Source organism: Paraglaciecola polaris LMG 21857, from assembly GCF_000315055.1.
GTDB classification, from domain to species: domain Bacteria; phylum Pseudomonadota; class Gammaproteobacteria; order Enterobacterales; family Alteromonadaceae; genus Paraglaciecola; species Paraglaciecola polaris.
Genome location: NZ_BAER01000051.1, coordinates 38,432 through 63,716, shown reverse-complemented (window position 1 = coordinate 63,716; position 25,285 = coordinate 38,432). Strand labels below are relative to the sequence as shown.

The 25,285-nt window shown below is 45.1% G+C and carries 20 protein-coding genes and 1 pseudogene; 15 read left to right on the top strand and 6 right to left on the bottom strand.

The window, feature by feature from the left end:
• Window positions 1–213 (bottom strand): Y-family DNA polymerase (locus tag GPLA_RS23200; RefSeq protein WP_083882043.1); only part of this gene is annotated, 213 nt, incomplete at its 3' end.
• Between the two features lie 488 nt (window positions 214–701).
• On the bottom strand, window positions 702–1,613 hold the full coding sequence (locus tag GPLA_RS11225) for a LysR family transcriptional regulator (protein ID WP_007105036.1): 912 nt from the start codon (window positions 1,611–1,613) through the stop codon (window positions 702–704).
• Window positions 1,614–1,725: 112 nt separating this feature from the next.
• Here GPLA_RS11225 and GPLA_RS11220 point away from each other — a divergent pair, with 112 nt between their 5' ends.
• The 5 genes from GPLA_RS11220 (at window position 1,726) to GPLA_RS11200 (ending at window position 6,262) form a co-directional block, all read left to right on the top strand.
• The gene (locus tag GPLA_RS11220; RefSeq protein ID WP_306305700.1) at window positions 1,726–2,553 is read left to right on the top strand and encodes a DODA-type extradiol aromatic ring-opening family dioxygenase; all 828 of its coding nucleotides are present in this window, start codon (window positions 1,726–1,728) and stop codon (window positions 2,551–2,553) included.
• A gap of 42 nt (window positions 2,554–2,595) precedes the next feature.
• Complete coding sequence (locus GPLA_RS11215; protein WP_007105034.1) at window positions 2,596–3,393, top strand: SDR family NAD(P)-dependent oxidoreductase; 798 nt, start codon at window positions 2,596–2,598, stop codon at window positions 3,391–3,393.
• 63 nt (window positions 3,394–3,456) lie between these two features.
• Window positions 3,457–4,407 carry an aldo/keto reductase gene (locus tag GPLA_RS11210; protein WP_007105033.1) on the top strand — a complete coding sequence of 317 codons (951 nt, stop codon included), beginning with the start codon at window positions 3,457–3,459 and terminating at the stop codon, window positions 4,405–4,407.
• 18 nt (window positions 4,408–4,425) lie between these two features.
• Window positions 4,426–5,025, top strand: a complete 600-nt coding sequence (locus GPLA_RS11205; protein ID WP_013786621.1) for a cytochrome b — start codon at window positions 4,426–4,428, stop codon at window positions 5,023–5,025.
• A gap of 265 nt (window positions 5,026–5,290) precedes the next feature.
• Entirely contained in the window at window positions 5,291–6,262 is a 972-nt protein-coding gene (locus tag GPLA_RS11200; RefSeq protein ID WP_226993098.1) for an FUSC family protein, read from the top strand.
• 401 nt (window positions 6,263–6,663) lie between these two features.
• Here GPLA_RS11200 and GPLA_RS24340 read toward each other — a convergent pair whose 3' ends face one another.
• The 3 genes and pseudogenes from GPLA_RS24340 to umuD form a co-directional block, all read right to left on the bottom strand.
• Window positions 6,664–6,804, bottom strand: coding sequence for an ATP-binding cassette domain-containing protein (locus tag GPLA_RS24340; RefSeq protein ID WP_013786620.1), 141 nt, complete (start codon window positions 6,802–6,804; stop codon window positions 6,664–6,666).
• Window positions 6,805–7,303: 499 nt separating this feature from the next.
• Window positions 7,304–7,462 (bottom strand): annotated as a pseudogene (locus GPLA_RS11195) (Y-family DNA polymerase); the annotation flags it as partial.
• A 7-nt stretch (window positions 7,463–7,469) separates the two neighbouring features.
• Window positions 7,470–7,919: a translesion error-prone DNA polymerase V autoproteolytic subunit gene (gene umuD / locus GPLA_RS11190; protein WP_007105028.1), complete on the bottom strand. Its 450-nt coding sequence runs from the start codon at window positions 7,917–7,919 to the stop codon at window positions 7,470–7,472.
• Between the two features lie 655 nt (window positions 7,920–8,574).
• On the opposite strand from umuD, the gene GPLA_RS11180 reads away from it, so the two are divergent.
• Window positions 8,575–9,480 carry a 3'-5' exonuclease gene (locus tag GPLA_RS11180; RefSeq protein ID WP_007105026.1) on the top strand — a complete coding sequence of 302 codons (906 nt, stop codon included), beginning with the start codon at window positions 8,575–8,577 and terminating at the stop codon, window positions 9,478–9,480.
• A 56-nt stretch (window positions 9,481–9,536) separates the two neighbouring features.
• On the opposite strand, the gene GPLA_RS23715 is transcribed toward GPLA_RS11180, so the two are convergent.
• Window positions 9,537–9,797 carry a hypothetical protein gene (locus GPLA_RS23715; protein ID WP_193362942.1) on the bottom strand — a complete coding sequence of 87 codons (261 nt, stop codon included), beginning with the start codon at window positions 9,795–9,797 and terminating at the stop codon, window positions 9,537–9,539.
• Between GPLA_RS23715 and GPLA_RS11175 the strand changes: the two genes are divergently transcribed.
• The 9 genes from GPLA_RS11175 to GPLA_RS11135 all read left to right on the top strand — a co-directional run bounded on the left by GPLA_RS11175 (window position 9,690) and on the right by GPLA_RS11135 (window position 25,272).
• Window positions 9,690–9,989 carry a hypothetical protein gene (locus tag GPLA_RS11175; protein WP_007105025.1) on the top strand — a complete coding sequence of 100 codons (300 nt, stop codon included), beginning with the start codon at window positions 9,690–9,692 and terminating at the stop codon, window positions 9,987–9,989. The genes GPLA_RS23715 and GPLA_RS11175 overlap by 108 nt on opposite strands.
• 317 nt (window positions 9,990–10,306) lie before the next feature.
• Entirely contained in the window at window positions 10,307–11,257 is a 951-nt protein-coding gene (locus GPLA_RS11170) for a WYL domain-containing protein (RefSeq protein WP_007105024.1), read from the top strand.
• A gap of 17 nt (window positions 11,258–11,274) precedes the next feature.
• Window positions 11,275–12,075: a BrxA family protein gene (locus GPLA_RS11165; RefSeq protein WP_007105023.1), complete on the top strand. Its 801-nt coding sequence runs from the start codon at window positions 11,275–11,277 to the stop codon at window positions 12,073–12,075.
• Window positions 12,059–12,607: a hypothetical protein gene (locus GPLA_RS11160; RefSeq protein WP_001115853.1), complete on the top strand. Its 549-nt coding sequence runs from the start codon at window positions 12,059–12,061 to the stop codon at window positions 12,605–12,607. The genes GPLA_RS11165 and GPLA_RS11160 overlap by 17 nt, the downstream gene beginning before the upstream one ends.
• 12 nt (window positions 12,608–12,619) lie before the next feature.
• A complete protein-coding gene (brxC, locus tag GPLA_RS11155; protein ID WP_007105022.1) occupies window positions 12,620–16,309 on the top strand; it encodes a BREX system P-loop protein BrxC in 3,690 nt (1,229 codons plus the stop codon).
• A 4-nt stretch (window positions 16,310–16,313) separates the two neighbouring features.
• Window positions 16,314–20,069: a BREX-1 system adenine-specific DNA-methyltransferase PglX gene (gene pglX, locus GPLA_RS11150; RefSeq protein WP_007105021.1), complete on the top strand. Its 3,756-nt coding sequence runs from the start codon at window positions 16,314–16,316 to the stop codon at window positions 20,067–20,069.
• Between the two features lie 12 nt (window positions 20,070–20,081).
• Window positions 20,082–22,385 carry a PglZ domain-containing protein gene (locus tag GPLA_RS11145; protein ID WP_007105020.1) on the top strand — a complete coding sequence of 768 codons (2,304 nt, stop codon included), beginning with the start codon at window positions 20,082–20,084 and terminating at the stop codon, window positions 22,383–22,385.
• 38 nt (window positions 22,386–22,423) lie between these two features.
• Window positions 22,424–24,475 (top strand): protease Lon-related BREX system protein BrxL, encoded by a 2,052-nt coding sequence (brxL, locus tag GPLA_RS11140; RefSeq protein ID WP_007105019.1) that lies wholly within the window; start codon window positions 22,424–22,426, stop codon window positions 24,473–24,475.
• Window positions 24,476–24,501: 26 nt separating this feature from the next.
• Window positions 24,502–25,272 (top strand): hypothetical protein, encoded by a 771-nt coding sequence (locus tag GPLA_RS11135; RefSeq protein ID WP_007105018.1) that lies wholly within the window; start codon window positions 24,502–24,504, stop codon window positions 25,270–25,272.
• Window positions 25,273–25,285 lie beyond the last annotated feature (13 nt).

Genomic DNA, 25,285 nt, shown 5'->3' with positions numbered 1-25,285 from the left:
CGCATAGTTGGACGAGAATGCCAAAATACCATGGCGCTGCATTTCAGCTTTGATTTGAAAGACGGGTACGCCCATTTTAATACCGAGTAACTTAGCTTCACGCGACCGTGCAACCACGCAGCCGTCATTGTTGGACAGCACCACAACCGGCGTATCTTTTAAATCAGGACGAAACAGCTTCTCACAACTGGCGTAAATGCTGTAACTACGAATGACCCAATTATGGACATGACTTTAAACTGAGCATAACAGGGCTTTCACTATATGGCCTCGTGTCCATGGCGAACGTCGATATAAGGCCCTCTTCATACACTTTTTTGTCCATGCCATTGATGGATTGGTATTTCGTACCCCAAAAACGTAGCCCACTATTGCGGTCTAAAGGCACTGCCTGTTAGAACCATCAATTGACAGCTACGAGGAAAATAAAATGTCCGGGCCTAAACAAAAGGAAACACTCAATGGACTTATGGCCTCGATCCCATTTCGGTTCCGCAAATGAGATTTTCCTTGTTGACGACAATATTTGAACAACCATTGGTTTCGGGATCTTAAAAAAGCAGATGGAAAAGGAGAAGGTGGCCGCGATCCAGAAGCCGACATAAAGCTTTTGGCCTGGAGCGGGCTAACTTCGAACTAAGCCTGACTGTTGGAACAGTTTACAGGTGTAGAGAGGGGGCCTTGGTAAGAAAGGATAAAATTTACGACGGTCTACATGGCGAATTCTCAAAAACCTCAACCAAATAGTCGATCATCGCTCTTACTTTGAGGGGTAACCGACGATCCGGCGCGAACAGCACATGCAGGCCGCCGAGATCCAGTGGAGGGTGATCCAATTCGAAAGCAACCAGAGCGCCACTGGCCAATGCCTCGGACACGATAAAGTTGGGCTGATATATGATCCCTTGGCCCTTAACGGCGGCAGCAAGAAGTGCGTCGCCATTGTTGGACATGAGGTTGCCTGTTACGGGCACCTGGATCTTACCATCTTGGCCGAATGCCCAGGTGCCGCCGCGTTGCGCTGAGGAAAGGCTGTAGCTCAGGCAATTGTGGTTTGAGAGCTCGGCAACACGGTTAGGGGTTCCATGTTTTTTCAGATACTCAGGCGAGGCACAAAGTCGCATCGGGCAATTGCCGAGACGGCGGGCCCTGAGGTCGCTGTCAGCGAGGTGTCCGATGCGGACAGTCAGGTCCCAGCTCTCTTTCAGCAGATCCTGTTGAGTGTCGCTCAGGCCAAGATCCACCTCCACCAGTGGGTAACGATGGGTGAATTCCGGTATTAACGGTGCAATGAAGCGTGTGCCAAAGGATAGCGGTGCATTCAGACGTAATCGACCCATGGCCTGATGCTGCTGGGAAGATACTTCGGACTCCGCTTCTTCAAGATCCTGAAGAATGCGCTGACAGGCCTGCAGGTATTCCCGTCCGGCATCTGTCAGTGATAACTGTCGAGTGGTGCGATGAAGCAGTTTCGTGCCGAGCCTGGTTTCCAGTGAATCCACATGTTTTGTGGCCATTGCCGGCGACATGTTCAGCTCCCGGCCGGCGGCAGACAGACTACCTCTGGACGCTGCCTGAACGAATACCTGCATGCTTGTGTATCGGTCCAGCATTTTATTTCCTACCTTTAGTTAAAACAGTTCCTTTTTTAAGTCCGTTCTCCTTTCCTGAGTATCAGTATAACCTGTTCATTGTGATATCTGAACTATTCAAACCTATGGAGGTATGTCGATGTCCACGCAGCCAAGAGTGCCTACCAGACAACCGGTATTTTTTATTCCCCACGGCGCTGGCCCTTGTTTCTTTATGGACTGGAGTCCCCGCAATACGTGGGACGGTATGGCCGACTTTCTTCGAAGCGTCATCGGGCGTTTGCCAGAAAAGCCGACGGCCATCCTCCTGGTATCCGCCCACTGGCGCACTCAAGAGTTTAGTGTGACCGCCGGCAGCCAGCCCGATCTCATTTATGACTATTTCGGTTTTCCGGACCACACCTATAAATTGACTTATCCGGCTCCAGGAGCGCCGGCATTGGCGCATCGCGTGAGTCGTCTACTGGTTGGGGCACAACAGAACACCCTGGAGGATTCCGGGCGTGGGTTTGATCACGGTATGTTTATTCCGCTCAAGGTGATGTTCCCCGAGGCAGACATTCCTGTGGTTCAGCTGTCGTTACGGCAGGACCTGGACCCCGAAGCACACCTGCAGGCAGGCAGAGCTCTGGCGCCACTGCGTGACGAAGGTGTGCTGATTCTCGGCAGTGGCATGAGCTTCCACAACATGCGTGGCTACGGCGACAAGCGGTTTACACCGCTCTCCGAGGCGTTCGATGACTGGCTGACGGACACTGTCGAAGGTGACTCCGGAATTCGTTATCAGCGATTGAGGAAATGGGTTCAGGCACCCCACGCCCTCGATTGTCATCCGCATGGAGACGAGGAACACCTGATTCCATTGCTCGTGGCAGCGGGTGCAGCGGGCGAGGAGCCCGGCAAGAAGGTTTATTCCGAACGGGTGATGGAAACCCAGTTATCGGCGTTTCAATTTGGTTGAGTGGGTGACGTCCCCTCAAAAATCAATGGCAAGAGGAATTAAATGATGAAAATTGAACTCACGGGCAAACAGTCGTTGGTCACCGGCTCTACCGCGGGCATCGGTTTGGCCATTGCCCAGGGGCTGGCCGAGGCCGGTGCCTCGGTAACTATAGTGGGTCGTGACCAGGCCAAAGTGGATAAGGCGCTGGCCGAGATAGCCAATGCCAGCGGTCGGGACGATGCAAAAGGCATTATCGCGGACCCGGGTACCGCGGAAGGTTGCCGGACCATCATCGAACAGCTGCCCGAGGTGGATGTTCTGGTCAACAACCTGGGTATTTATGGCGGCGTTCCATTCTTCGATATCGACGATGCTGCCTGGGAAGAGATTTTCCAGGTCAACGTGATGAGCGGTGTTCGACTTGCCCGGCATTACGCAACTGGCATGAAGGCTCGGGGCTGGGGGCGTATCCAGTTCATCTCTAGTGAATCGGCGTTGAATATTCCATCGGAGATGGTGCACTACGGGGTGAGCAAGGCGGCGCTTCAAGGTGTATCCCGGGGTCTCGCCAAGGTTCTTGCCGGAACCGGTGTGACCGTGAACAGCATCCTTCCCGGTCCGACCCGTACTGAAGGAGCCAAAGCCATGATGGCTGACCTGGCGGCTGAGCGGGGAGTCTCCCCGGAAGCAATGGAAACCCTGTTCCTGGACGAAAACCGGCCTTCCACGCTGCTCCGACGTTTTGCCGAACCGGAAGAGGTCGCCAGCCTCTGTGTCTACGCTGCGTCTCCCCAGGCCAGTGCCACCACAGGCGCCGCCCTGCGTGTTGAAGGTGGCATTGTGGAAAGCATTGCCTGAAATCGCCGGCCGGGACCACCCGGCCGACTCACCCACTGACAGTTGTTTTTTGAGGGAGGCATCATGAGTCTTCAGAAGAAACCCCTTGGGAAGTCCGGTTTGGAGATAGCCCCACTGGTATTTGGCGGAAACGTGTTTGGCTGGACAGCCGATGATAACCGCTCTTTTCAGCTACTCGATCGGTTTGTGGAGCAGGGCTTCAGCGCCATTGACACGGCCGACGTATATTCTGCGTGGGCACCGGGCCTTGAAGGTGGCGAGTCGGAGGCAGTTATCGGACGATGGCTGAAAAAGCGGGGACGTCGTGATGACGTCATTCTCATGAGCAAAGTCGGTATGCTGGAGCGTCGTAAAGGGCTATCTGCAGCCAACATCGAAGCTGCAATTGAGGATTCCCTGTCACGTCTGGGCACCGATTACCTCGATGTATACTTCGCCCACATTGATGATCAGGAAGTCCCCTTGGAGGAAACATTGGGCGCGTTTGACCGGCTGATCAAGGCCGGTAAGGTGCGGGCCATCGGCGCCTCCAATTATTCGTCCGATCGATTGGAACAGGCGCTGGCCGTGTCTCGTGATCATGGGTTCGCGCGCTATGAGCTGATCCAGCCCCTCTACAACCTGCATGACCGGGCCGATTTCGAGTCGTCGCTGGCGAAAGTCGCCAGCGAGCACAATCTTGGCGTGGTGAGCTACTTTTCTCTGGCCAGTGGATTCCTGACTGGCAAATACGCTCAGCTTTCAGACCTGGAAGGCAACCCTCGGGCTGACTTTCTCAACGGTTATTTCAGCGATCGTGGTCAGCGCATTCTGGATACCCTGATGGCCGTTTCGCAGGAGGCTTCAGCAAAACCATCCCAAGTGGCACTGGCCTGGCTGCTCCACCAGCCAGAACTGACCGCACCGATTGTCAGTGCAACATCGCTGTCTCAACTGGATGAGATATTGGCTTCGGTGAAATTGTCACTACCGGAAGAGATGCTTTCCAGGCTGGACGCCGCCAGTAGGCAGTGATATGAAGATGAGGCTGGAATGAGTGTGCATTCTGGCTTCATCCTCTTTGGTAACACCTTCAATGGTAATGAAACCCGCAATACGGAGAACCCAATCATGATCCACGATTCTCGTGAGCGGTATGGCGCTCTCACCAAACTGCTGCACTGGTCGATGGCCCTACTGGTGTTCTGGCAACTGCTCAAGTTTGGTGATCGAATCTTCGACGGAGAACACTGGGTCGGACAAACGCTGGTGCCCTGGCATGTCTCTATAGGTTCGCTGATGTTGCTGCTGATTCTGGTACGCTTGGCCTGGGCCGCTGGCCAGCGTCATCAGCGCCCGCAGCAAGATCCGGCGCAGGCTCTGCTGGTCAAGGCCGGTCATGGGGCGTTGTATCTTGGCCTGTTGCTGATGCCGATAACCGGGGTAATGGTCATGCTGGGTGGTGGCCACGGGATTACGGCTTTCGGTATCGAGCTTTTTGCTGAAGGCGAGGAAATTGCCTGGGCCCAAGCCCTGGGACAGCTCCATTCGCCAATCGCATGGATTTTGACCGTTTTGATTGTTGGTCATATTGGTATGGCACTGATTCATCACTTCGTGAAAAGAGACGATACGCTTAAACGTATGGTGTGATGAGGCAATCTCCAAAACCAAAAATTCTCGTTATTTCGCGACTTGATTGCGGAAACTCCGAATAGATCAATGAGGCAAACGGTTATTAGGCTAACTATATCTTAAGCTATCCAATTTTGTCGGAGGTCAAGTGCATCAGCGCTTATCCAGAGTAAAAAGTCGATCAGCTGCAATCCGGTTTCTGCTATCGCGGGCACAGTTCAAAGAGTGCTTTGCCGTAGTTAATCAGCCTGGCTTCAGGAACTCGGCACTGGCCGGACTACAGGTGGCTATCGCGGCGCTGGTTGTGCTTCCGCTGATCGAGCTATCCGACTTTTCGCACCTGATTGGATTTGCTTCGCTGGGTACATTGGTGGCTTTGTTTGGCCGTTTTGCGGCCCCGGAACGCCGGGGCTTTACGGTTTTCCTTTGTTTGCTCTGCCAAACCGCAACCGTTTTTGTGATGTCCCTGGTGGCCTGGCTGGAGTTGCCCATGGTTGGTCAGCTGGCCATTCTGGCGCTGTTGTGCGGTACGCTGTTTTACATCGTCACCGTTGGTGATTTCGGTCCGCCAGGTGCATTGATCTTCATATTCGCCGCCAGCGTTTCAATGGGCCAAGTGGATACCTTTGCCTCTGTCCTCGAACGTACGACTGCGACCGCAGTGGCCGCTGCTCTTGCCTGGCTAGTGGTGATGATCACCGACGTGTTCCGCCACGATACACCGGCGGCACAGGATTGGTTCAAAAGCCGGCCCGCCAGTCACAAGTTGATCGCCGTCGCGCGCATGGTGTTGGGCTCTGCCGTGGCGGCTTATGTTGCTTATGCGTTTGGCGGTCAGCACGCCGGTTGGGCGGCCATGGGCGCTGTCGCCGTGTTACAGGGTAGCCATTTGCATATCAGTATGAGCCGAGCCCTACAGCGCACCATAGGCAACGTACTCGGCGCTCTCCTTGTGGCTTTGGTGCTGCTAAGCCAGCCCTCTGTGTGGACCATTATTGGGCTGGTGGCGTTACTGTCGTTCGCTACCGAGACCATCATCGGATCGAATTATGGACTGGGCCAGGTTCTGGTTACGCCCATGGCTCTGTTTATGAGCTATCTGGCGGCACCAGACCTTGCTGGCATGGCGATGGTGCAGGAGCGGGTAGTAGATACCCTCATAGGGACCGCTGTCGGGATCTGTTTTGCGATTCTGTTTTCGACCCTGGACGACCGAGCTCATTTGCTAACTCATCACATAAATCGCGGAAGGTAAGTTGCAGTCACGGGCTGTTGGTTCTCGAACGCCTATCAAAACATTGGTCTGTCCCAGATGCAAGAGAGCCAGTTTATGGGTAGTTCATAGGCCCTGAGTATCACTGAGAATGAATCGGACGCGGCGTTTTGGATTAGAGACCGCAATACGAGTGTGGGTTTAAGAATACGAGCGGGAGTGCCAGTTACTGGATCGGGAAAGAGATCACGGCGGCTTCAGTTGACCGATTCAATAAGCTCCCTTGTCACCACATCTTGGGGCTGATCTCAGCATAAATACAACCTTCCCTCATCACTACAATGTGGTTGGCACAGCGACAGGCGTTGGCGAGATCGTCGATAGCTATGGCAATGGTTTTGCCCCCGGCGACTCAGTTCCCGGATAAGATCGAACCCCTCGACCTAGCGGCCAAGATCCAGGGCTAAGGTCGGTTCATCGGGAAGGACCAATTGCGTTTCCTCGACAACGGTCATGGTAATCCAGACCCTTTGCTTCGGGCCTCCGGATAGCGCGTCCAAAGGGCGCTCTATCGGTTCTGACATGTTCACAACCCCGACTGAATCCGAGAATTACCCCTTTAAGCACGACATGCCCCTCAGCCTCAATGGACTTACCCCGATGCGTGTGACACACCGTAGCCTCAAATTGAACCCCTCGGACTCGGCCCTGAATGTTCGCTTTGCGACCCGAGCGGCCAAATTGTGGTAGCATCATTTGGGTAGCAAATCGGAAAAGCGTAACCTGCTATGCGTCATTGAATATCATGAGCTTACCGGAATATTACGTGTAACCGGAGGGCTAAAAGCGTGACACCCTCCCGGCCTTCAACCGCTCAATCTCATCCAGAAGCTCTTCGATAGTCGAATTCTGCGCCGCCACAATAGAACTCAGGCGATCAATCTGCTTGCGATAGTCTGCGATCTTCTGCTTATCGGTTCTTGCCCTGTTGTCTGTAGTACGCTTGCTGCTCCTCTTTTGCTCCGACTTAGAAGTTATGTAGGCTTGAACCTCAAGTATCAGCAAAGGGTACCTGTCCTTTTTCAAAGCTATACCGAGTAACTTAGCTTCACGTGAGCGTGCAACCACGCAGCCGTCATTGTTAGACAGCACCACAACCGGCGTATCTTTTAAATCAGGACGAAACAGCTTCTCACAACTGGCGTAAAAGTTGTTGCAGTCCACCAAGGCAAATACAGGCATGGGACAGTCACGACTTGCGGCGCATGTTTCGCACCACATTGGTGACCACACCAAATATCTCTAACTCTGTCCCTTCAGGAATATGAATGGGCTCATACACCTGGTTTCTTGGGATCAGCATGACGCACGGCCTTAGTTGAAGCTCCTTTACCGTGAGTTCTCCATGGATTCCCGCTATGACAATGTCACCGTGTTCTGCTTGGACAGAGCGATCAACCACCAAAATATCATCTGGGTGAATCCCGGCATCAATCATTGAATCACCTTCAACACGCACAAAGAACGTTGCAGCCGGTCGTTTGATGCACAGCTCGTTAAGGTCGAGCGTTTGCTCAACATAATCCTGCGCTGGTGAGGGAAAACCAGCAGAAACACGTTCCATGAACAATGGAATACGAAGGCGCTTGGCTTTGATGAAGGCAAGTGCGCCGCTACGGCCTATCAGCGAGACACTCATGACGAACCTCGAAAAATCGCAATTGATACTGTTTGTTTATACAGTATCTAATGCTATGCTGATTTCTACAAGTAAAATTGTAGGTAAAACTGTAGTTGTTCGAGTAAGACGTTGTGTCGTGGGCGATTTCTTTTTTGTGTTGAAAAGCTTGATGTGGGGGACCGCTCGCCCTCGTCAAAGCCTGCAAGGCTTGGACATTACTGCTTCTGCCTACTGCTCTTGTTTCTGTTACTGATCCTGTTACTGCTACTGGTTAACGCATGGGTCAAGTAACCGTCAAACAAGGCTTGTTGAACCCTTTGCAAAGGGTTTAAAAACAGTTAGTAAAATTCTGCTTCGTATTGAATTTACTGGCTTAAAGCGAAGTCAGGAGCATCATTAAAATGCTCAGTCGAACTCAGTTCAAGCCTTTTGCAACCGTTTGAAAAGGGGTTGGCTAAGCCATGCGTAAAGGGTTTCGGTAAGGGTTACCTACACGGTTTGGCTAAGGCTTTCTGAAAGGCTTAGCTAAAGCCTTCATACATGGGTTCACCCAGTAGAAAGATTAAAAAAACGCTGAGGTATCCAAGGTGCATTTTGTACAAATGCGTTTATAAACGAACAGGGCACAATGAAATAACCCAAAGCGAACAATAAAATTGAAGAGGAACCATCAATGACAAGAGCCCCTGCGCCATTTCCGCTAGAGCGCCTCGCGGATATCCAAGAAAGACCAGAAGATTTTAGATTGCTGGAGCGTATTCCATTAACGCGTGAGCCGCAGTCCTGGCCACTTGAACTATCTCCTGTAGTCGGTGACGAACAGCCAATGGTGCTGCTCGATACAGAGACAACCGGACTGTCTGCCGATGATGAGTCCATTATTGAGCTTGGTATGGTTAAGGTGCTTTACAGCCCCTCTGCTCAGCGGATTGTGTCGATTGTTGATGTGATCAGCTTGTATGAAGATCCCGGCAAGCCAATCCCCGAGCTGATTACCGAGTTAACCGGCATCACCGATGAGATGGTGCAAGGCCAGCACATTGATGATTCACTGGTAGCGAGTTGGTTATCCGATGATCCGCTGGTGGTTGCACACAATGCACAGTTTGATCGTCCTTTCTTTGAAAAGCGGTTTGCTGCATTAGGACATCTATCTTGGGCCTGTTCAGCCAGTGGCATAGATTGGAAGGCGCTGGGTTTTGAAAGTCGAAAGCTTGAGTACCTGCTGCTTCGCTTAGGTTGGTTTTATGAAGGACACCGAGCTGCAACCGATTGTTTGGCGATGGCCTGGTTGTTTCATTTGTTGCCCGAGTCCGTTGCAAACTTGTTGTCTGAAGCAGACAGGCGAACTGTGTTAGTTCGTGCTTTTGGTGCGCCGTTTGACGTAAAGGACTATTTAAAAGAACGCGGTTACCGCTGGCATGACGGTGTTAAAGGTGCCAACAAGCATTGGTGGCGCGAAATCAGCGAAGACGAGTTGCCGCAGGAACAAACTTACCTGGATGATTTGTACCATCGTGGCTCAGAACATGCCCACTATGACTACAAAGATGCCCGCAATCGATTTAAAGCTTTGTAGCTCTCTACAAGGTAAGCCTTGCATATTTGAAAACATCTGGAAAATGGAAAGTGAACTTACGTTATACCCAAACTACTTGGTGTTGCAGCTAGGCGGCAAGTGAATCCCCATGAGCATAGGTCTTCTATGTGATTGGGGTGAGCGAATGCAGGTAACACCGCTGCGGCTGCAAGTAGGCAGGGTATATAACCAACAAGAGGAACCTTTCCATGTACCAAGACACCTACATTGAATACTGGGGCGAAATATTCGTCTCTGCCCGCATCATTGAATTTGGCATCACGTTCGAGCGCTTTCTTAAAGATCCATGGAAGCATTTGATGTCCTGTGGCCAAGAGTCTGCCCCAGACGCGATTGCTGAAGGGATGCTGCCATTGCTACCAGCCCAGGCAGAAGTTGCCAGGCGCATTCGGGAGAGTGAGCAACGAGTCCTGATGTCTACAGAGACGGACAAAGGGGTATCTCATCGCGGTAACATCGTGGTGCCATTGGTTCGGGTAGCGCATTGATAGCGGCTATCAGCAATGGCATGAAACAATGTCTTCACGCCCATACCTGAGCGGCAATTGCAATCCAGATCAAAAAGTTGCCGCTTAGTCTTCCCTACAAAATAATTTGTGATAGGATGATACCTAATAAAATTAATTAGGTTGAAGCCTATTCAGTGTTTTATGGCCATCTGTCCAGCTTCAACCAGTAGAGATTGATTAGTCATTGCGGATAAAGAGCAGCTTTATGCCATGCCTTTCAATGGGATTACGCGATGTCTGACGGTACTTTATAAACAGAGTTTTAAGAAACTGGTTGAATTGGATAAACAAGACGCATGACAAATGATGGTCTGAAACAAACGGTACCAGCGAGTTCACTCGCTAAAGAAGGCGCGAAAGGAAAGCCAGATAGGCTTTCGCAGATAGCGCAGTTGCCACAAGCAACCAGGGATCGCATTGCCCACATCGATTTCACCTTATTGTTTAAGGGAGAGGCGGTACGGGCGGATTTAGTCGATCGCTTCAGCATAGCCGCTGCACAAGCAACGAAAGACTTCACCCTATACCGAGAGCTTGCGCCAAGCAACATTGAGTATGACCAAAAGCTCAAATTGCATAAGCGTGGTGAAGCTTTTGAGCCCTTGTTCGACTATGACGTTGTGAGAACGCTGGCGACCATTAGCCAAGGGTACGGTGATGGCTTCACTGGAAAGGTAAAACCACCTCTGGCTTGTGAAGCGCCTTATCACCTAAATAAGCCGAGTTTATCGATAGTGGCGAAAGTCACCGAGGCCATACACAAAGGCAAAGCCTTGAGTATCACCTATGTGTCGTTATCGAGTGGTGAAACAACGCGTGAAATTGTGCCGCATACGCTGGTGGATAATGGCCTGCGTTGGCATGTTCGTGGTTTTGACCGCAAGCATGGTGAGTTCCGTGACTTTGTACTGACCCGCATTAAAGCAGCGTTTGTGCTTGAAGATTCCACTTTGTCGGAAACCGAGCTCGAAACTCAAGACCGACAATGGAACCGATTTGTAGAGCTTGAGTTAGTGCCGCACCCACGCATCGAGCACAGCGAAGCGATAGAGCTGGACTATGGCATGACGGGTGGCGTTCTAAAGGTTGAGATTAGAGCTGCAACCGCTGGGTATTTGCTACGCCAATGGCATGTGGATTGTTCTAAAAAGTCCGAATTAGAGCCAAGAGATTTTCAACTAGCGCTTAAAAATCTAGGTGCCTTATATGGTGTGGGAAATTTAAAAATAGCACCTGGTTATGAATAATAAATAAGATATTACAAATGAAAGATTTAATAGAGAAAATGAGTGTGCAAGATTATAACACTGCAATTAAAGATATTGCGGGCCTGAAAGACTATACGCTTGTTTTCAATATAATTAGCGCCTATTTTTGTGAGCCTAATTTGACTGACTCGAAGATAACTGATGAAAATGAGTTTGACATTAGAACTTCAAAAACTCGCAATAAAGTAAGTTGGGCGATTAATAAGGCGATTCTAAAGTTTATAAATCAAGATCATGAGCTTTTAATTAAAAAAATTTATCTTTCAGATGCGCCTTTAATAGATAAGAAGTTTTGCTTTTTATGGCACCTATGTCTAAATAATCGGTTGTTCAGAGAAGTCACAACACAAGTGTTCAGTAAAGTGTATTTCACAGGAAGAGCACAGATTTCACAGGACGACATCATTGCCTTTCTAAAAGATAAAATGTCTTCAGAGGGTCCTGATTTTCCGCAATGGTCAGAAGATACTTTATATAGAGTTGCTACAAAGTACCTCAGTTTAATGACCAAGTTTGACTTTGTCACGGTAGGGCGGGTGAAGTCTTTCAATCATATTCGCCCAACACCTGAGGCATTAGTGCTTTTCGTATATTTCTCTAATTTATTCTCACCTGAGATAAAAAGCATTTTTGAGCATGAATTGCTCCCTGCAAGTTTTATAGCCAAAGAAGATATTCAAGACCGATTCAAAAAGCTTTCAATGAAAGGCTTCTTTGACATGAGTTTCAATGGTGTAGCGCTCAATGTCGAATTAACTCATACCTATAAGGATATATGCGATGCCCTTTATAGCTGATCACAAACAAAAGTTTGCTGACCTAGACTTTAATATTGAAAACCAAGATCAGCTTCGTCGGCAAGCCAATGGTGGTAACAGTATATTGTTTTCCTATTGTCCAGGTGAGGAAAATTTATACATTGACAAAGCGAGAGATATTTATGAAGAGAAAGCGGAATTCATAGATATCAGTCAATTACTTGTCAGATTTATAGATTCCGATGGCTGGGATGCTTTCTCCGAGTACTACAGAGATTTCATTAACACTCCACATGTTGTTTTCAAATCTGACGATCCAGAACAAGACCTTTTTGACATGATTATTTCAGCCATTAAACAGGCTTGTGAAAAGGATAAGATTCCATTTCTTATTCGAAGTGGTTGCTTGTATGGCACGGGTATAGAGAATGTGAACATAATGGAGCACAAAGATGTTATGCAGCTAAAGCATCCACTTGTCATTTTCTATCCATCGAAAATATCAGAAGACAACATTTTATTCTTGAATTTTAGACCAGCATCAAAGTATCGCTGTACGTTAGTGAAATAGGGACTAATTTAAATGACAATCATAAATGACATACTAACGTTAGATCTTAAAGAAGATATTAAAAACGTTATTGACCTTGAAGACCGTTCAGAGACAGAAATTCAACACGAAATCGAGTCATACATCGTAACCGAAGGTATTGGGCGGCACCTCTACGAATTTACAAACCAATTCACCTCTAATATTAAAGAGACAGGGGTTTGGTTATCAGGTTTTTATGGCTCTGGTAAGTCATATTTCGGAAAGATGCTGGGTTATATAATAGATAACCAGATTATAAATGGTACTCCTGCACGTGAGCGTTTTATACCACGCTTAAAAGGTGTAAGTGATGCAGGTCTTATTGAAAACGCCCTACGTAATCTTGACGCAATTAACAGCCGCGTAGTGTTCCTTGATGTTGCTAAGCAAAATACTGAACGTGGATTGGCTTTCACCTTGTTTGCTAATCTGCTTAAAAATCTTGGTTTTCGTGATGATATTTACGGTTATATGGAGTTTGATCTGCTCCTAGATGGTAAATACGACGAGTTTAAAACTATTGTCCAAAAACTAGAGTCGAAGGATTGGGATGAGCTAAAGAAAAGTAATCGGCATGTCGCTAGAGTTATGCGAAAGGTCTTTGCCGAAATGGGGTACAGCGAGTCAGATTATGAAGATACCAAAAGCGTCTACAGTGCTTCGATAGAGGATTTTTCTGCCAGTAAATTTAAAACGGAACTGGAAAAATATCTTAAGTTTAATGCAGAAGAAACACTAGTCTTTGTTTTCGACGAGGCGAGTGAAGCTATTAGCCAGAAGAAATTTACCCTTTTAGATTTAGAAGGGATTAGTGAATCGCTATCGAGTATAAGTAATAAAGTTTGGACCATAGCGATTGCCCAAGAAAAGCTCGACGACGTGATTAATAATGCTAACGTTAGTCGCAGTAGTTTGACCAAGGTTACCGATCGTTTTAAAACCAAGATTCACCTTGAGTCTACAGAAGTAGACGTTATCATTCGTAGTCGATTACTTCAAAAAACAGAACAGGCAAAACAAGATTTAGTTGCTTATTACCAAAAGAATGAAGGCCTAATCAGCGACGCCACCAACCTAAAATCATCGTTCCCTACGAAAACGGAAACAGCTGAAGATTTTGCGGTGTATTATCCTTTCCACAAATATCAATTCGATATTTTGCAAAAGTTCTTGTTTAGCTCAAACGCTTTAGTTGCTACCCAAATTGCAGCTCGAGGCATGATTATCACAACATTTGATGTGCTACGTAAGCAAATGCGTGACAAAGAGCTGTATAGCTTTACGCCAGGGTTCGCTATATGTGATGAAGCCCAAACTGCGCCGCCAGTTGGATTGGTCAACAAATACGATACGAGCCGAAAAATATTAAAGGAAAATGGCAGCAGCATTGACGGCGAGAAACTGCTCAAAACCATGCATCTATTAGCCGACTCTGAAGTAGTTGCGCCAACGGTTGAAAATATAACCAAAAGCTATATTACTGACATTACGTCTTACTATGAAGTAAAGCCAGCAATTGAAGACGCGCTTAAGTTACTGCTTGAAGCTAAAGTACTACTACTATCAAACAACAACTACAAAATCACATCAGATCTTGAAGGCAAAATGCTCGAAGAAATGAAAGATTTTGATGTCGAACTTTTCAGCAAAAAGCGTGAGTTAATTAAGTATTTGAAGGACTACAAAACCTTTAACGCAATTGCATCCTACAATGATGGCAGTGATGCATTCAAATTTAGCGTGCTGTCAGACCAAGACGATGAGTTAGCACCTGTAGGAAGCAAACACTTAAAGATCACAGCCTATAGCTTGTTCAATATCAGTGATGATCGTCAGGATTTTATTGAACAACTGAAGCTTGATACTCAGTATCAGAAAGAGCTTATTACCTTGGTGCCAGATACTTCAGAGTTCTCCCAGATTGATAAATTGATAGGCGAAGTTATGCGCTACGCCTACATGGAGGAAAAATACTCGAATGAAAAAGATGCCGATAAGCGTCAAATTATTCGTGAATTTGAAGTTATACGAGAAGAGAAGCAACGAACTTTAAGAGGGCTAATTCAAGACGCATATCACAATGCATCCCTGATCTACATGTTCGACGAGCATCTGTTGAACGTTGATACATTTAAGGGAACCATTGCCGACAACCAGCGAAAAATGGTGAAAAACATCTACACCAAGCGTTTATCAAGTCAACTTTCTGATAGCCTGGTCTCGAAGATTTTCAGCACACATAAAGAAAGCCTGAATAAGTTATTTACCGCTAATGATTTTGCATTCTTCGACGGTCACGGCAATTTTACTGGCGATCACCTTAAAATTGTTGAAGAAATCAACGCTAAGATAAAGTCGCGCTATATGGATGGTAAATCTCTAGAAGCTGACTTGTCAGGTGCTCCATGGGGCTATAGCTACGGAACATTAGTAACGACTCTTGCAGTACTATTCCGTGCCGGTCGACTATCGGTTAAGTTTAACGGCGACACCTATTTTTCTCATGAGCAAAAAGCGGTTCACGATGCCTTTACGAATACCACCAAGTTTAAATCTGCGTCGTTCAAATCGATTACTGCAACGCTAACCGCTGTGCAGAAGAACCAGGCAGTACAACTACTGATGGAACTCGAAACACAGGACCATATCGGCAAAAAGGTAGATTGGAATACAAACGATTTTGACTTGGCTGACAGTATTCGTTTGATGGCTGAACATTTTATCAGTGCTATTACCAACCTGAGTGATACTGTTCAAGATTTTGAAGAACTATTCCCCAAAGTGGCAGGTTTAAAACAAGACTTGCAAGGTTTCGCGGGTAAAGTTACCGAGAGTAACTATATCGAAAAGGTTGAGTATCTACTTAATAACAGCGATACGTTCAGCGATGCGGTTCAAGCCATATTAAAAGCTCAGAAATTCATTAAAAAGAACTTTCCTAAAGTTAAAGAATTTAAGCGCTTTATTGACGATGTTCGAAGCGAGCTGATAAAAGCTGATCGCAGTGACAATAACATTGATGAAGCCTATGAAGAATTCGAGCGCTTATTCAAACTGGATATGGTGAAAAACTTTGTCAATCTCCAGCAACAAGTACAAGTTGTAAAAGATGCTTATTACAAGTTAGTTAAGACAGCATCTATAGGTATGAGTCACGAGTACAAGGTCCTGAGCGGTAAAATTGAGGCTGCTTTTCGTGAACTTAAGAATTACCCTGCGGCGCCGAACCGACTAAATCAGCAAAAGCTTGATTCCTTAAAAGCCTACGCAGAAAAACGAGTAGTTGGTGAACCAGTACTTGCGTTCAGCATTAGTTGCTCAAATAGTGGTTTTTCTCTCTCCGACATTTTGAATTACACAGCTCAAGCACCGCTAAAAGATAGCGAGCTGCTTATCGTGCAAAGTAGTTTTATCACAGAAGAGCCACAGCCCGAGCCTTTACCCACACCGCAGCCTACACCTAATCGTGATCCCGATGGTAGCGAGCCTGCACCGGCCCCGACTCCAGTTCAATCACCTGCACCGAAACAACCCCGCAAAGTTGCTTTTAAAGTTTCTAGTAAGGTGATGACAGTGCAAGAGTATAAAACCTTGCTGACTACGCAGCTAACGGCGCTTGCTGCGGCCAAGCCCGATGAAGAAATCGAACTAACTATAGATATTAATAGCGAAGGACTGTAAGCCCATGAAATTAGCTGACCACGTAGACCATTTAAGAGAGCTGATTGAAGCCGCCTTCGATAAGCAATTTGCTAGACTGGGTTTTAGTAAGACCAAGCAAATGGACGCCATCCAGGTAGAAAAACTACCAGAGGAAGTTAAAGCTAAGCGTGAGCGCTTCGCCGTGATGCTGGATAATCATATTGGTGAAACCGGTGGCTATGACAGTGCCAGAGAAAAGCTACTGGATGAATTAACGTTTACGTTATTCAACCGCCTTGCCGCCATAAAGGTGATGGAGGCAGCAAGCTTATTTCCGCCCATATTAACAAAGCAGAAGGAGCATGGTGATCGTTCATTTGGCCATAAGGCTTGGTTAGAAATGAATCCGCACATGCGTGATGAAGAGCTGGAAGGTATTCGCGATTATTTAAAATCAGCGTTTGATGAACTTGGTCAAACGTTGCCGCTGTATAGCAAAACTTACCCTTATGCGCTTTTACCTGATGCCATAAGCTTAAACGATATTATTGACGCTTTTAATACGGTTGATACTGACGCGCAAGCTAATGAATCATCAGAAGAGACCATCTGGCAAAGTGATGATGTTCTCGGTTGGATGTACGAAAGCTACAATAACGCCAAGAAAAAGGCCCACAAAGACAGCGGTGATAAAACCGAATATAACAAGGTATCACTGCAATCACAGGTGTATACGCCGCGTTGGGTGGTACAATTCTTGGTCGAAAACTCTCTGGGTAAAATGTACCTGGAGATGTACCCGCACTCCGAAATAAAACAGCGCTATAAAATTGCCAATGCACCAACAACGCAAACGCGCACACCTAAGCCTTTACATGAAGTACGCACGATAGATCCGGCCTGTGGCTCGGGCAACTTTTTGTTGTATGCCTTTGACTTTTATTACGAGCTTTATTTGGATCAAATTGAAAACTATGGCGCAGACTATGATGAAAAAGACATCCCTAAACTCATCATTGAAAATAACCTGCATGGCATAGACTTAGACGATCGCGCTATCCAATTAGCACAGCTTGGCTTATTTATCAAAGCCAAGAAAAAGCGCCGTACAGTCGGCGAGTTGCATTTCAAAGTGGTATCGTCCGATTTCTATCTGCCTGAGTATGAAGCAGTAAAACACATCTTCGAACAGGGCAATTTGGTGTCAGCTCAGCAACGAGAGTTTATAGAGAAAGTATGGGCTGATCTAATGCAAGCCTATAAGTTTGGCTCGCTGATTCATATTGATAAAGAGTTAAAAGAACAGCTATCTCAGGTTAAAGAGCTTGCCCTTGGTGAAACGTTTGATTCGACGCAAAAGTTAAAAAAGAAAATTGTTGAAGGGGATCTTTTTGCAGCGGCAGACTATGCCGAGCACCAAGAATTTGCAGAAAACTTCTTTGCAAACTTATTTGCTGCGGTAGAGCAGTATGCCCGAACAGAACGCAATACTTTCTTAAGTGGCAAAACGCGAGATGCGATTACATTCTTAGAGCTGTTAACCACTGAATATGATGTGGCGACTGCTAATCCGCCGTATACAGATAGTGGTGACTTTGGGCCTGATTTAAGGGTATTTGTCGATACAAATTTTAAAAAAACATCCAAATTCCATACAAATCTTTACAGTGCTTTTATGAAACGGTGTTTCGAATTAACCAGTCGTGATGGATATATTGCAATGGTTCATCCGAATACGTTTATGTTTATTAAGACATTTGATGGCGTACGTAAGTTTATCATTAATAATTTGCATCTGGAGATCTTGGTCGACTACGGTTTGGATAGAGTGAATTTGTTTGGTGGTGATGTTCTACTTGACTCGAATTGTTTCTACGTACTTAGTAAAAATAATAGAAATGATAAAAAATCGATATTTATTGATGTGGATACTAGAATTCAAGAAAAACACAAAAAAGAAAGTTTCACCAACGCTTTATCAGATATTGTTCGCGATGTCGAGAATAGTCAGGTATTCAAGATTTTTCAAAGTGAGTTTCTATTAATTGAAAGTTTGCCATTTATCTATTGGATAAGTGAAGATCTCAGAGAAAAATTCACAAAATCTCCGCTTCATAAAGTTGCTGATGTTGTTTCTGGTGTTAAAACAGGAAATAACAATGGAGCCTTAAGATTATGGTGGGAAGTTGATAGAAAAGATATTTATGATGGAATTGGTGACAAAAAATGGGTTTTGTACACTAAAGGAGGGAAATTTAAAAAGTGGCAAGGAAACAATTGGTTATGCGTAGACTGGAATAATAACTGCAGTTACATTAAGAAACAAAATAGTTACAACATTCCTCCAGAAAATATATCCTTCAGTGAAGGCATTAATTATTCTGGAAGTGGACAAAAGGGCGTTTGTTTCCGTTTTTTAGAAAAAAATGTGCTTTTTGATATGGGGTCTTCAGCTGTATTTCCGAAGTTCGATGTCTTTTATGCGCTATCCGTTTTAAATTCGAAGCTAGCTTTTTATATGGCTGATTGTCTTAATCCTACTGTTAACAAACAGCCAAATGATGTAAAGAGAATTCCTCTTGCGCCGCCAACGAGTGAGTCTATTGGATATCTTAAGTCTTTAAGTGAAAGTAATATTTCAATCTATCAACATTTAGAGCGTTTTTCACTACTTGAAATGCGTTATTCAAATTCACCTATCGATATGTTTTTCCAAGGAACAATAAGAAATAGCATTAAAGACTTCCTAAATTATGAAAATGCAATCTTGTCTAGGGTCTTGGTTCAGGAAGCTATGGTCGATGAGGAAGTTTTCAAATTATACAATTTGACTGAAAATGACAAAAAGATGGTTCTAGCTAAGCAAGGTCATAGCGTGGGGGGATTGCCTGTTTGTTCTAAAGCTAGAGAAGAATTCATATCGAAGACTAATGAGTTAGAAAACTTCACTGTCACAATTACAAGCGAGTTTATCCATTCACTCCCTGTCATTGATTTTTCTCCTGAAAAACGTGAAGTTATTGAAAGTCATTTTGCCGGTCTTTACCAGAAGAACAATGATTTGGAAGAGTTTTGCATTCGTCACCAAATCAACCCTATCAACGTCTGGTATTGGTTTAAACAAAGCAAAGTCATCCCTAAGCAACGTATGCAAACTTTAGCCATGGAATTTTTGGCTGATATTATCCGTGAAATCCTGATGGAAGACGAAGATGGCATCATTCCTCTTGTGCCTAATGCCGGTGAGAAAGTGCTTCTTGATCGAATCGAAGAGAAGTTTCTCGAGAAAGGGTTTAGTACTGCTCAATACTCAAGCTTTGAATCTGTGCTAGGGCGGCCAATCAATGACTATCTAAACAAAAATTTCTTTGCAGAGCTGTCAGATCACTTAAATCTGTTTATGTATTTGCCTAAAACCCCATTTATCTGGCACTTAACTAGCGGCCCTGAACAAGGCTTCGATTGCTATATCATCATCTACAAATGGAATCGCGATAACTTGCTGCGCTTACGCTCGGTATATATCGAAAACCGTGAACGCGCTTTGCAAAACCGCCAGAGTGATATTGCTGGCAATGAAAGCGCTGAAGCGCAAAACGAGAAAGAGCGCATCTTTAAGCAATTGAAAGAAATCGACGCCTTTAAAAAGAAAATCGACGAACTATTGGCTGAAGGTTACAACCCGATTCTTGATGATGGTGTTGGCAAAAATATTGCGCCTTTACAGAAAAAGAAAATACTGGCTTATGACGTATTGAATGCAGGCCAGCTAAAAAAATACTTGAACGCTGATTGGTAAGGATGCCCGACTATGATTGATACCTGGTTTAAAGAGGATTTAGCGCGCATCCTGGAACCGCACCCTGTGGCCGTGTTTATTGATGAAAGCGGCGAGGCGGATTTTCTATTAAAGAGCTTAAAAAGTGATTGTGATGTGTATCGCACCAATGGCGAGCTGGATGAGCTGGAAGCGAAATATCGCATTGAAAAAGCCTTACAAGAGCATCCTGAATCTGAGCACAAGTACGTTATCTATACGCAACTCAGCAAAGAAGACTTAACCTTCGTACGCGAGTACTGTGAGACCAATGGTTGCATCGAAATTCGTTATTTGCAGAACTACATCAAGGATAAGGTTCACCGGACCTTAAACTTAAATATTAACTTGCCGAAAGACGAGTTGATCGCTGCTGCAAAAGTGAGTGTGGGTAAAGATCGTACCTACTGGATGGACTTAAGCCACAAAGGGGCCTCTGAAATCTTTGATTTAGACAAGGAACTGCTGCCCTTTGTTCATGATCCCGAAAACTATGTCACTGAAAAATACGACGCACAGTTGCGTGAAACCTTTTACCGCAAGGTTAATGAGCTGCTAGGCCAAGAATATATCGATAAACCTGCATCTACCCTAGCGTCTGAAGTTGTATCTGCGATGTTAAAGGGCTTGGCGGATAATGACTGTGATAAAACGTTGTTATCAGTTTACAACAGCTGGCTTGATTCGGTGAGTTATCGCAATTCATTTGGCTCATACCTCGCCAAACATAAGTTGGATTCAGCGTTTATTAACAGCAGTGCTATCTGGCAGATCAATCCCGACCACCCATTTAGGCAGGTGGATGAAGCTTGGTTAAAGGAATTAGGCAATAAACTGGCTAATAAATCTTTGACTAAAGGAGAGTCAGCACAACTAGTTGCAAGGCTGAAACAACGCCATCAAAGCAAACAGGCACAAGCGCTGGGCATTGTGTTTTGGAACGACATTATTACTTTGCTCGACTTTGATCCGAAGGATATGGCCTATTTAAGCAGCTTTGCTGAATGTGTTGAGTTTTACAAAAAACATTTCTGCCCGCTTGATACTGCCATACGTAATTTGTACACCGAATTTATGCAACAACGTGACAGCCTTGAGCCTTTCCAAGAGCTTTACAAAGAGTACGTTACGCTGTTTTTAGATAAGTGGTTCCAGTATTTTAGTCAGTACCGGGAAGATCAAACTGGCATTTTACAATCCATTATTGACCGTGATATCCAAATTGATCGCCCAGGAAAGAACAGCAAAATAGCCGTGATTGTAGGCGATGGCGTAGCCTATGAAATTGCAGAGCAGGTTGCTATCAAGGTTAAGCAACTTGGTAGCCATAGTACACTTACTCGCCGTCATATCTTAGCTGATTGTCCATCCGAAACTGAAAACAACATGAGCCATATTTACATGGCAAATGGTGTGATTGATGCCGTGCAAAATAAGCGAGAAAAGTATCTTGCAGCCCAAAATTCACACATTGATATTGATTACATTCGTCTTGATGAGGTAAGTGATCAGCCACTATCGGGTCAGGTGCTAATTTGTACCTATAAAGATATTGATGACATGGGTGATAAGCTCAATCATAAGGCGCTGAAATACTTCCCAGAATCTATCGATTTTTTTGCTGAAAAGATTAATCAGTTGCTCAATATCGGCTATGGAAAAGTGTATTTAATCACCGACCATGGTTTCGTGTTGACTGGCTTGCTAAGTGAAGCCGATAAGATAGTGGTTAAGCCTTCAGGGCAAAACTACATTGACGAGCGCTTTATCTGGACCAGTGACAAGCAAGAAAGTTTAATACCTCAGTTTATTGAAGTAGCAAAGGCCTACAAAGATTACAACTACCTTTACTTCGCCCGCAGCATGAACCCGTTCAAAACCCCTGGCACTTATGGCTTTGCGCATGGCGGTTTAGCACCTCAGGAGTTGGTGACGCCTTATTTTTGTTGGGAGCAAAAAAGTGATGTTATGGGAGAGCTGCCTGTAACCATTGCGAACAAGCATGACTTGGTCAGTGTAACTGGAGAGCTGTACCAGCTAAAACTGCGGGCTGAATCTGGTGAAGGAAATATGTTCACGCTTGACCGTAAAGTGATGTTGTTGTTCTTTGCTAACAAAACCCAAGTGAATAAGAGCGATGTTATTACCGTGCAGAGTAATGGTCACGTTACTAAAGAGTACACCTTTGATGGCCATGAAGAGTTAGAAGTGCAACTGGTAGACGCGATTACAAAACAGCAGCTTGATCGTGTTCTTATTAAAAAGAATAACGACCGCGACCTTGGCGGATTATTTTAAGGCCAGTTATGTTAAAGAATGCGATAGAGGAATAGGCGATGGCCGTTTTGAACGATTTAGATCACAAGTTGTTAGAGCACTTTCGAGGCTATGTGGTAAAGAAAGACTTAGTGCGTATGGTAAAAGTTGGTGCCAACGTACCGGTGTTTGTATTGGAATATTTAATTGCTAATTCCTGCTCTACTGATGATGAAGAAAAAATTAAAGTAGGCATGGAAAACGTTAAGAAAATTCTTAGCGAGCACTACGTTAACCCTGAAGAAAGTTCTCTAATACATTCTAAAATAAGAGAAAAAGGTCGATTTAAAATAATCGATAAGATTTCTGTCAAACTGGATTCGAAAAAAGATATCTATTGGGCTCAGCTTCAAAATAGCAACATTATCAATGGTAATATCCGTGATGGTCTTGTGAAAGAGCATGAGAAGATGCTGATGGGCGGTATCTGGGCCATTATTGACGTCGAATATGACCCCGACATAAGAATCGGTCAAAACATATATCCGTTTGTAGTGACAAATATAAAGCCTATTCAACTGTCGACTTTTGATAACAGTAAGATTATCCAGAAAAGGAATGAGTTTTCGAGAGATGAATGGCTGAATGTATTACTACGTAGCTGTGGATATGAGCCTGATGCTGAAGGGATGACAACCCGCGTAAAAATGCTGTTACTTGCACGTCTGCTGCCAATGGTCGAGAGTAATTTTAACTTTGTAGAGTTAGGTCCGCGGTCAACAGGTAAGTCGTTCGTTTTTAAAGAGCTTACACCTTATGCCGTGCTTATATCAGGTGGACAAGGGACAGTTGCCAAGCTCTTTGTTCACGGTTCTACTGGCAAAGTTGGTGCCGTTGGTCAATGGGATGCGATATGTTTCGATGAGGCAACGGACAAGATCTTCAAAGAAAAGGATGCTGTTCCTTTAATGAAGGACTATATGGAGTCTGGCTCGTTTTCGCGAGCTGGTGCAGGAGGTGAAATCACTGGTGTTGCTTCAATAATCCTAAACGGCAATATAAATCAACCAGTTGAGACGGTATTGCAAACATCTCACTTATTTAGTCCTCTTTCTGATGAAGTGAATAACGATACTGCATTCCTTGATCGTATTCATTTTTATCTACCTGGGTGGGAAATGATCAAGTTTGCTCCTAAGCACTTCACATCTAATTTTGGTTTCAGTACAGACTACTTCTCAGAAGCATTGAAGTCGTTTCGTCGCGTTACATACACTGATGCTCTCGAAAACTTTTTTTCATTAGGTTCACACTTGAAGCAACGTGATACCAAACCTGTGAAAAAGACGGTATCAGGTCTGATTAAATTGCTTCATCCGAATGGTGAATACACCAAGGAAGATGTACGCGAATACCTCGAGATTGCTCTTGAAATGCGACGTCGCGTGAAAGAACAGTTAAAGCGAATCGGTGGAATGGAGTTTTGGGATACGAATTTTTCTTACATAGATAAAGAAACGCAGGAAGAGCACTTTGTTGGCTTGCCTGAGGAAAAGGGATCTCACTTAATCGAAAATACGCCACTGCCGCCTGGTGTTTGTTACACCAGTACTAGTGATGGTGACAATGTCGCGCTCGTGCGTATTGAAGCTGTTACTACCTCGGGTTCTGGGAAACTCAATATTTCTGGTGTAAGTAACACCGGAGTAAAAGAAAATATCAAGAATACCTACCAGTATATTAAAGCTAATGAAAAAACAATTTTAAGTGAACAGCATTCGCTTAAAAATTACGATATCACTATCCAAGTAACCAATATGCTGGGGGCTTCAATATCAACGGGAATTGGTTCGGCGGTTTATATCGCAATCGTGTCTGCTCTGTACAAAAAGAACCTAAAGGCTGGCCTTGCAGTGTTGGGTAATATATCCGTTGGCGGTGCGATTGAAAGGTCAATTAACTTTGCAGACAAGATAACAATGTTGTCTGAGAATGGCGCGAAGACGGTTGTTGTTCCAATGGATAATCTAGTTGAGCTAACAAATGTACCACCAACAGTTCTTGGCAATACAGATGTTCCATTTTATCAGAATAATCAGATGCTTATGCAAAAAAGCATACTGCTTGACTGATTTTAAATATTGTTGGGGTAAGATAATTGACTATCGTTAATAGCAAAGAATTCATTCGTGAGGTAAAGCGCACACCTCAGAATTTCTACATTATTCACTATTCTTGCCAAAGCTTGAATGATGATAACGACGGCTTATCTCCTCGAATTACCTCGATTGCTGTACTGCATCTATCTACAGATCAGACAGTAAGTTTTTCTATTCATGCTATTGCTGAAGAACTTGGTATCAGCCGAGACGAAATCCATCAACGTCTCGATGATATTGAGCGTGCGTTACTAAGTAAATTCAATGAATTCGTCCGTGATCGTCGAGATAGATACTGGATTCACTGGAATATGCGTAATCTGACTTACGGTTTCGAACATTTAGAGCATCGATACCGAGTGCTTGGTAAAACCGATATGGCGGTAATTCCTGTTGAAAGACGAATCAATCTCAATGATATTTTGTCTGACCGTTATGGTAGCGGCTACGTTGCAGATCCTCGATTAAAGTCATTGATGAATTTGAATGGTGGTATCCATCGACACTTTTTAACTGGTGCGGAAGAAGTAGAAGCTTTCAAGAGTAATGAATTCATTAAAATGCATAACTCTACGCTGTGTAAGACCGGTTTTTATAAGAAAGTAATCGATAAGCTAGCTCAGGGAAAACTTAAAACGAACTCAAAGGGTATGGGCGTTCTCATTGATAGGCTTTTTGAAAGCCGGTTGGCTAAGACAATTGCATTGGCTAGTGCATTAATTTCGGTACCCATATCTGCTTATCAAGGCTTTATTTGGCTAACAACATGACGGGACAGTGTTG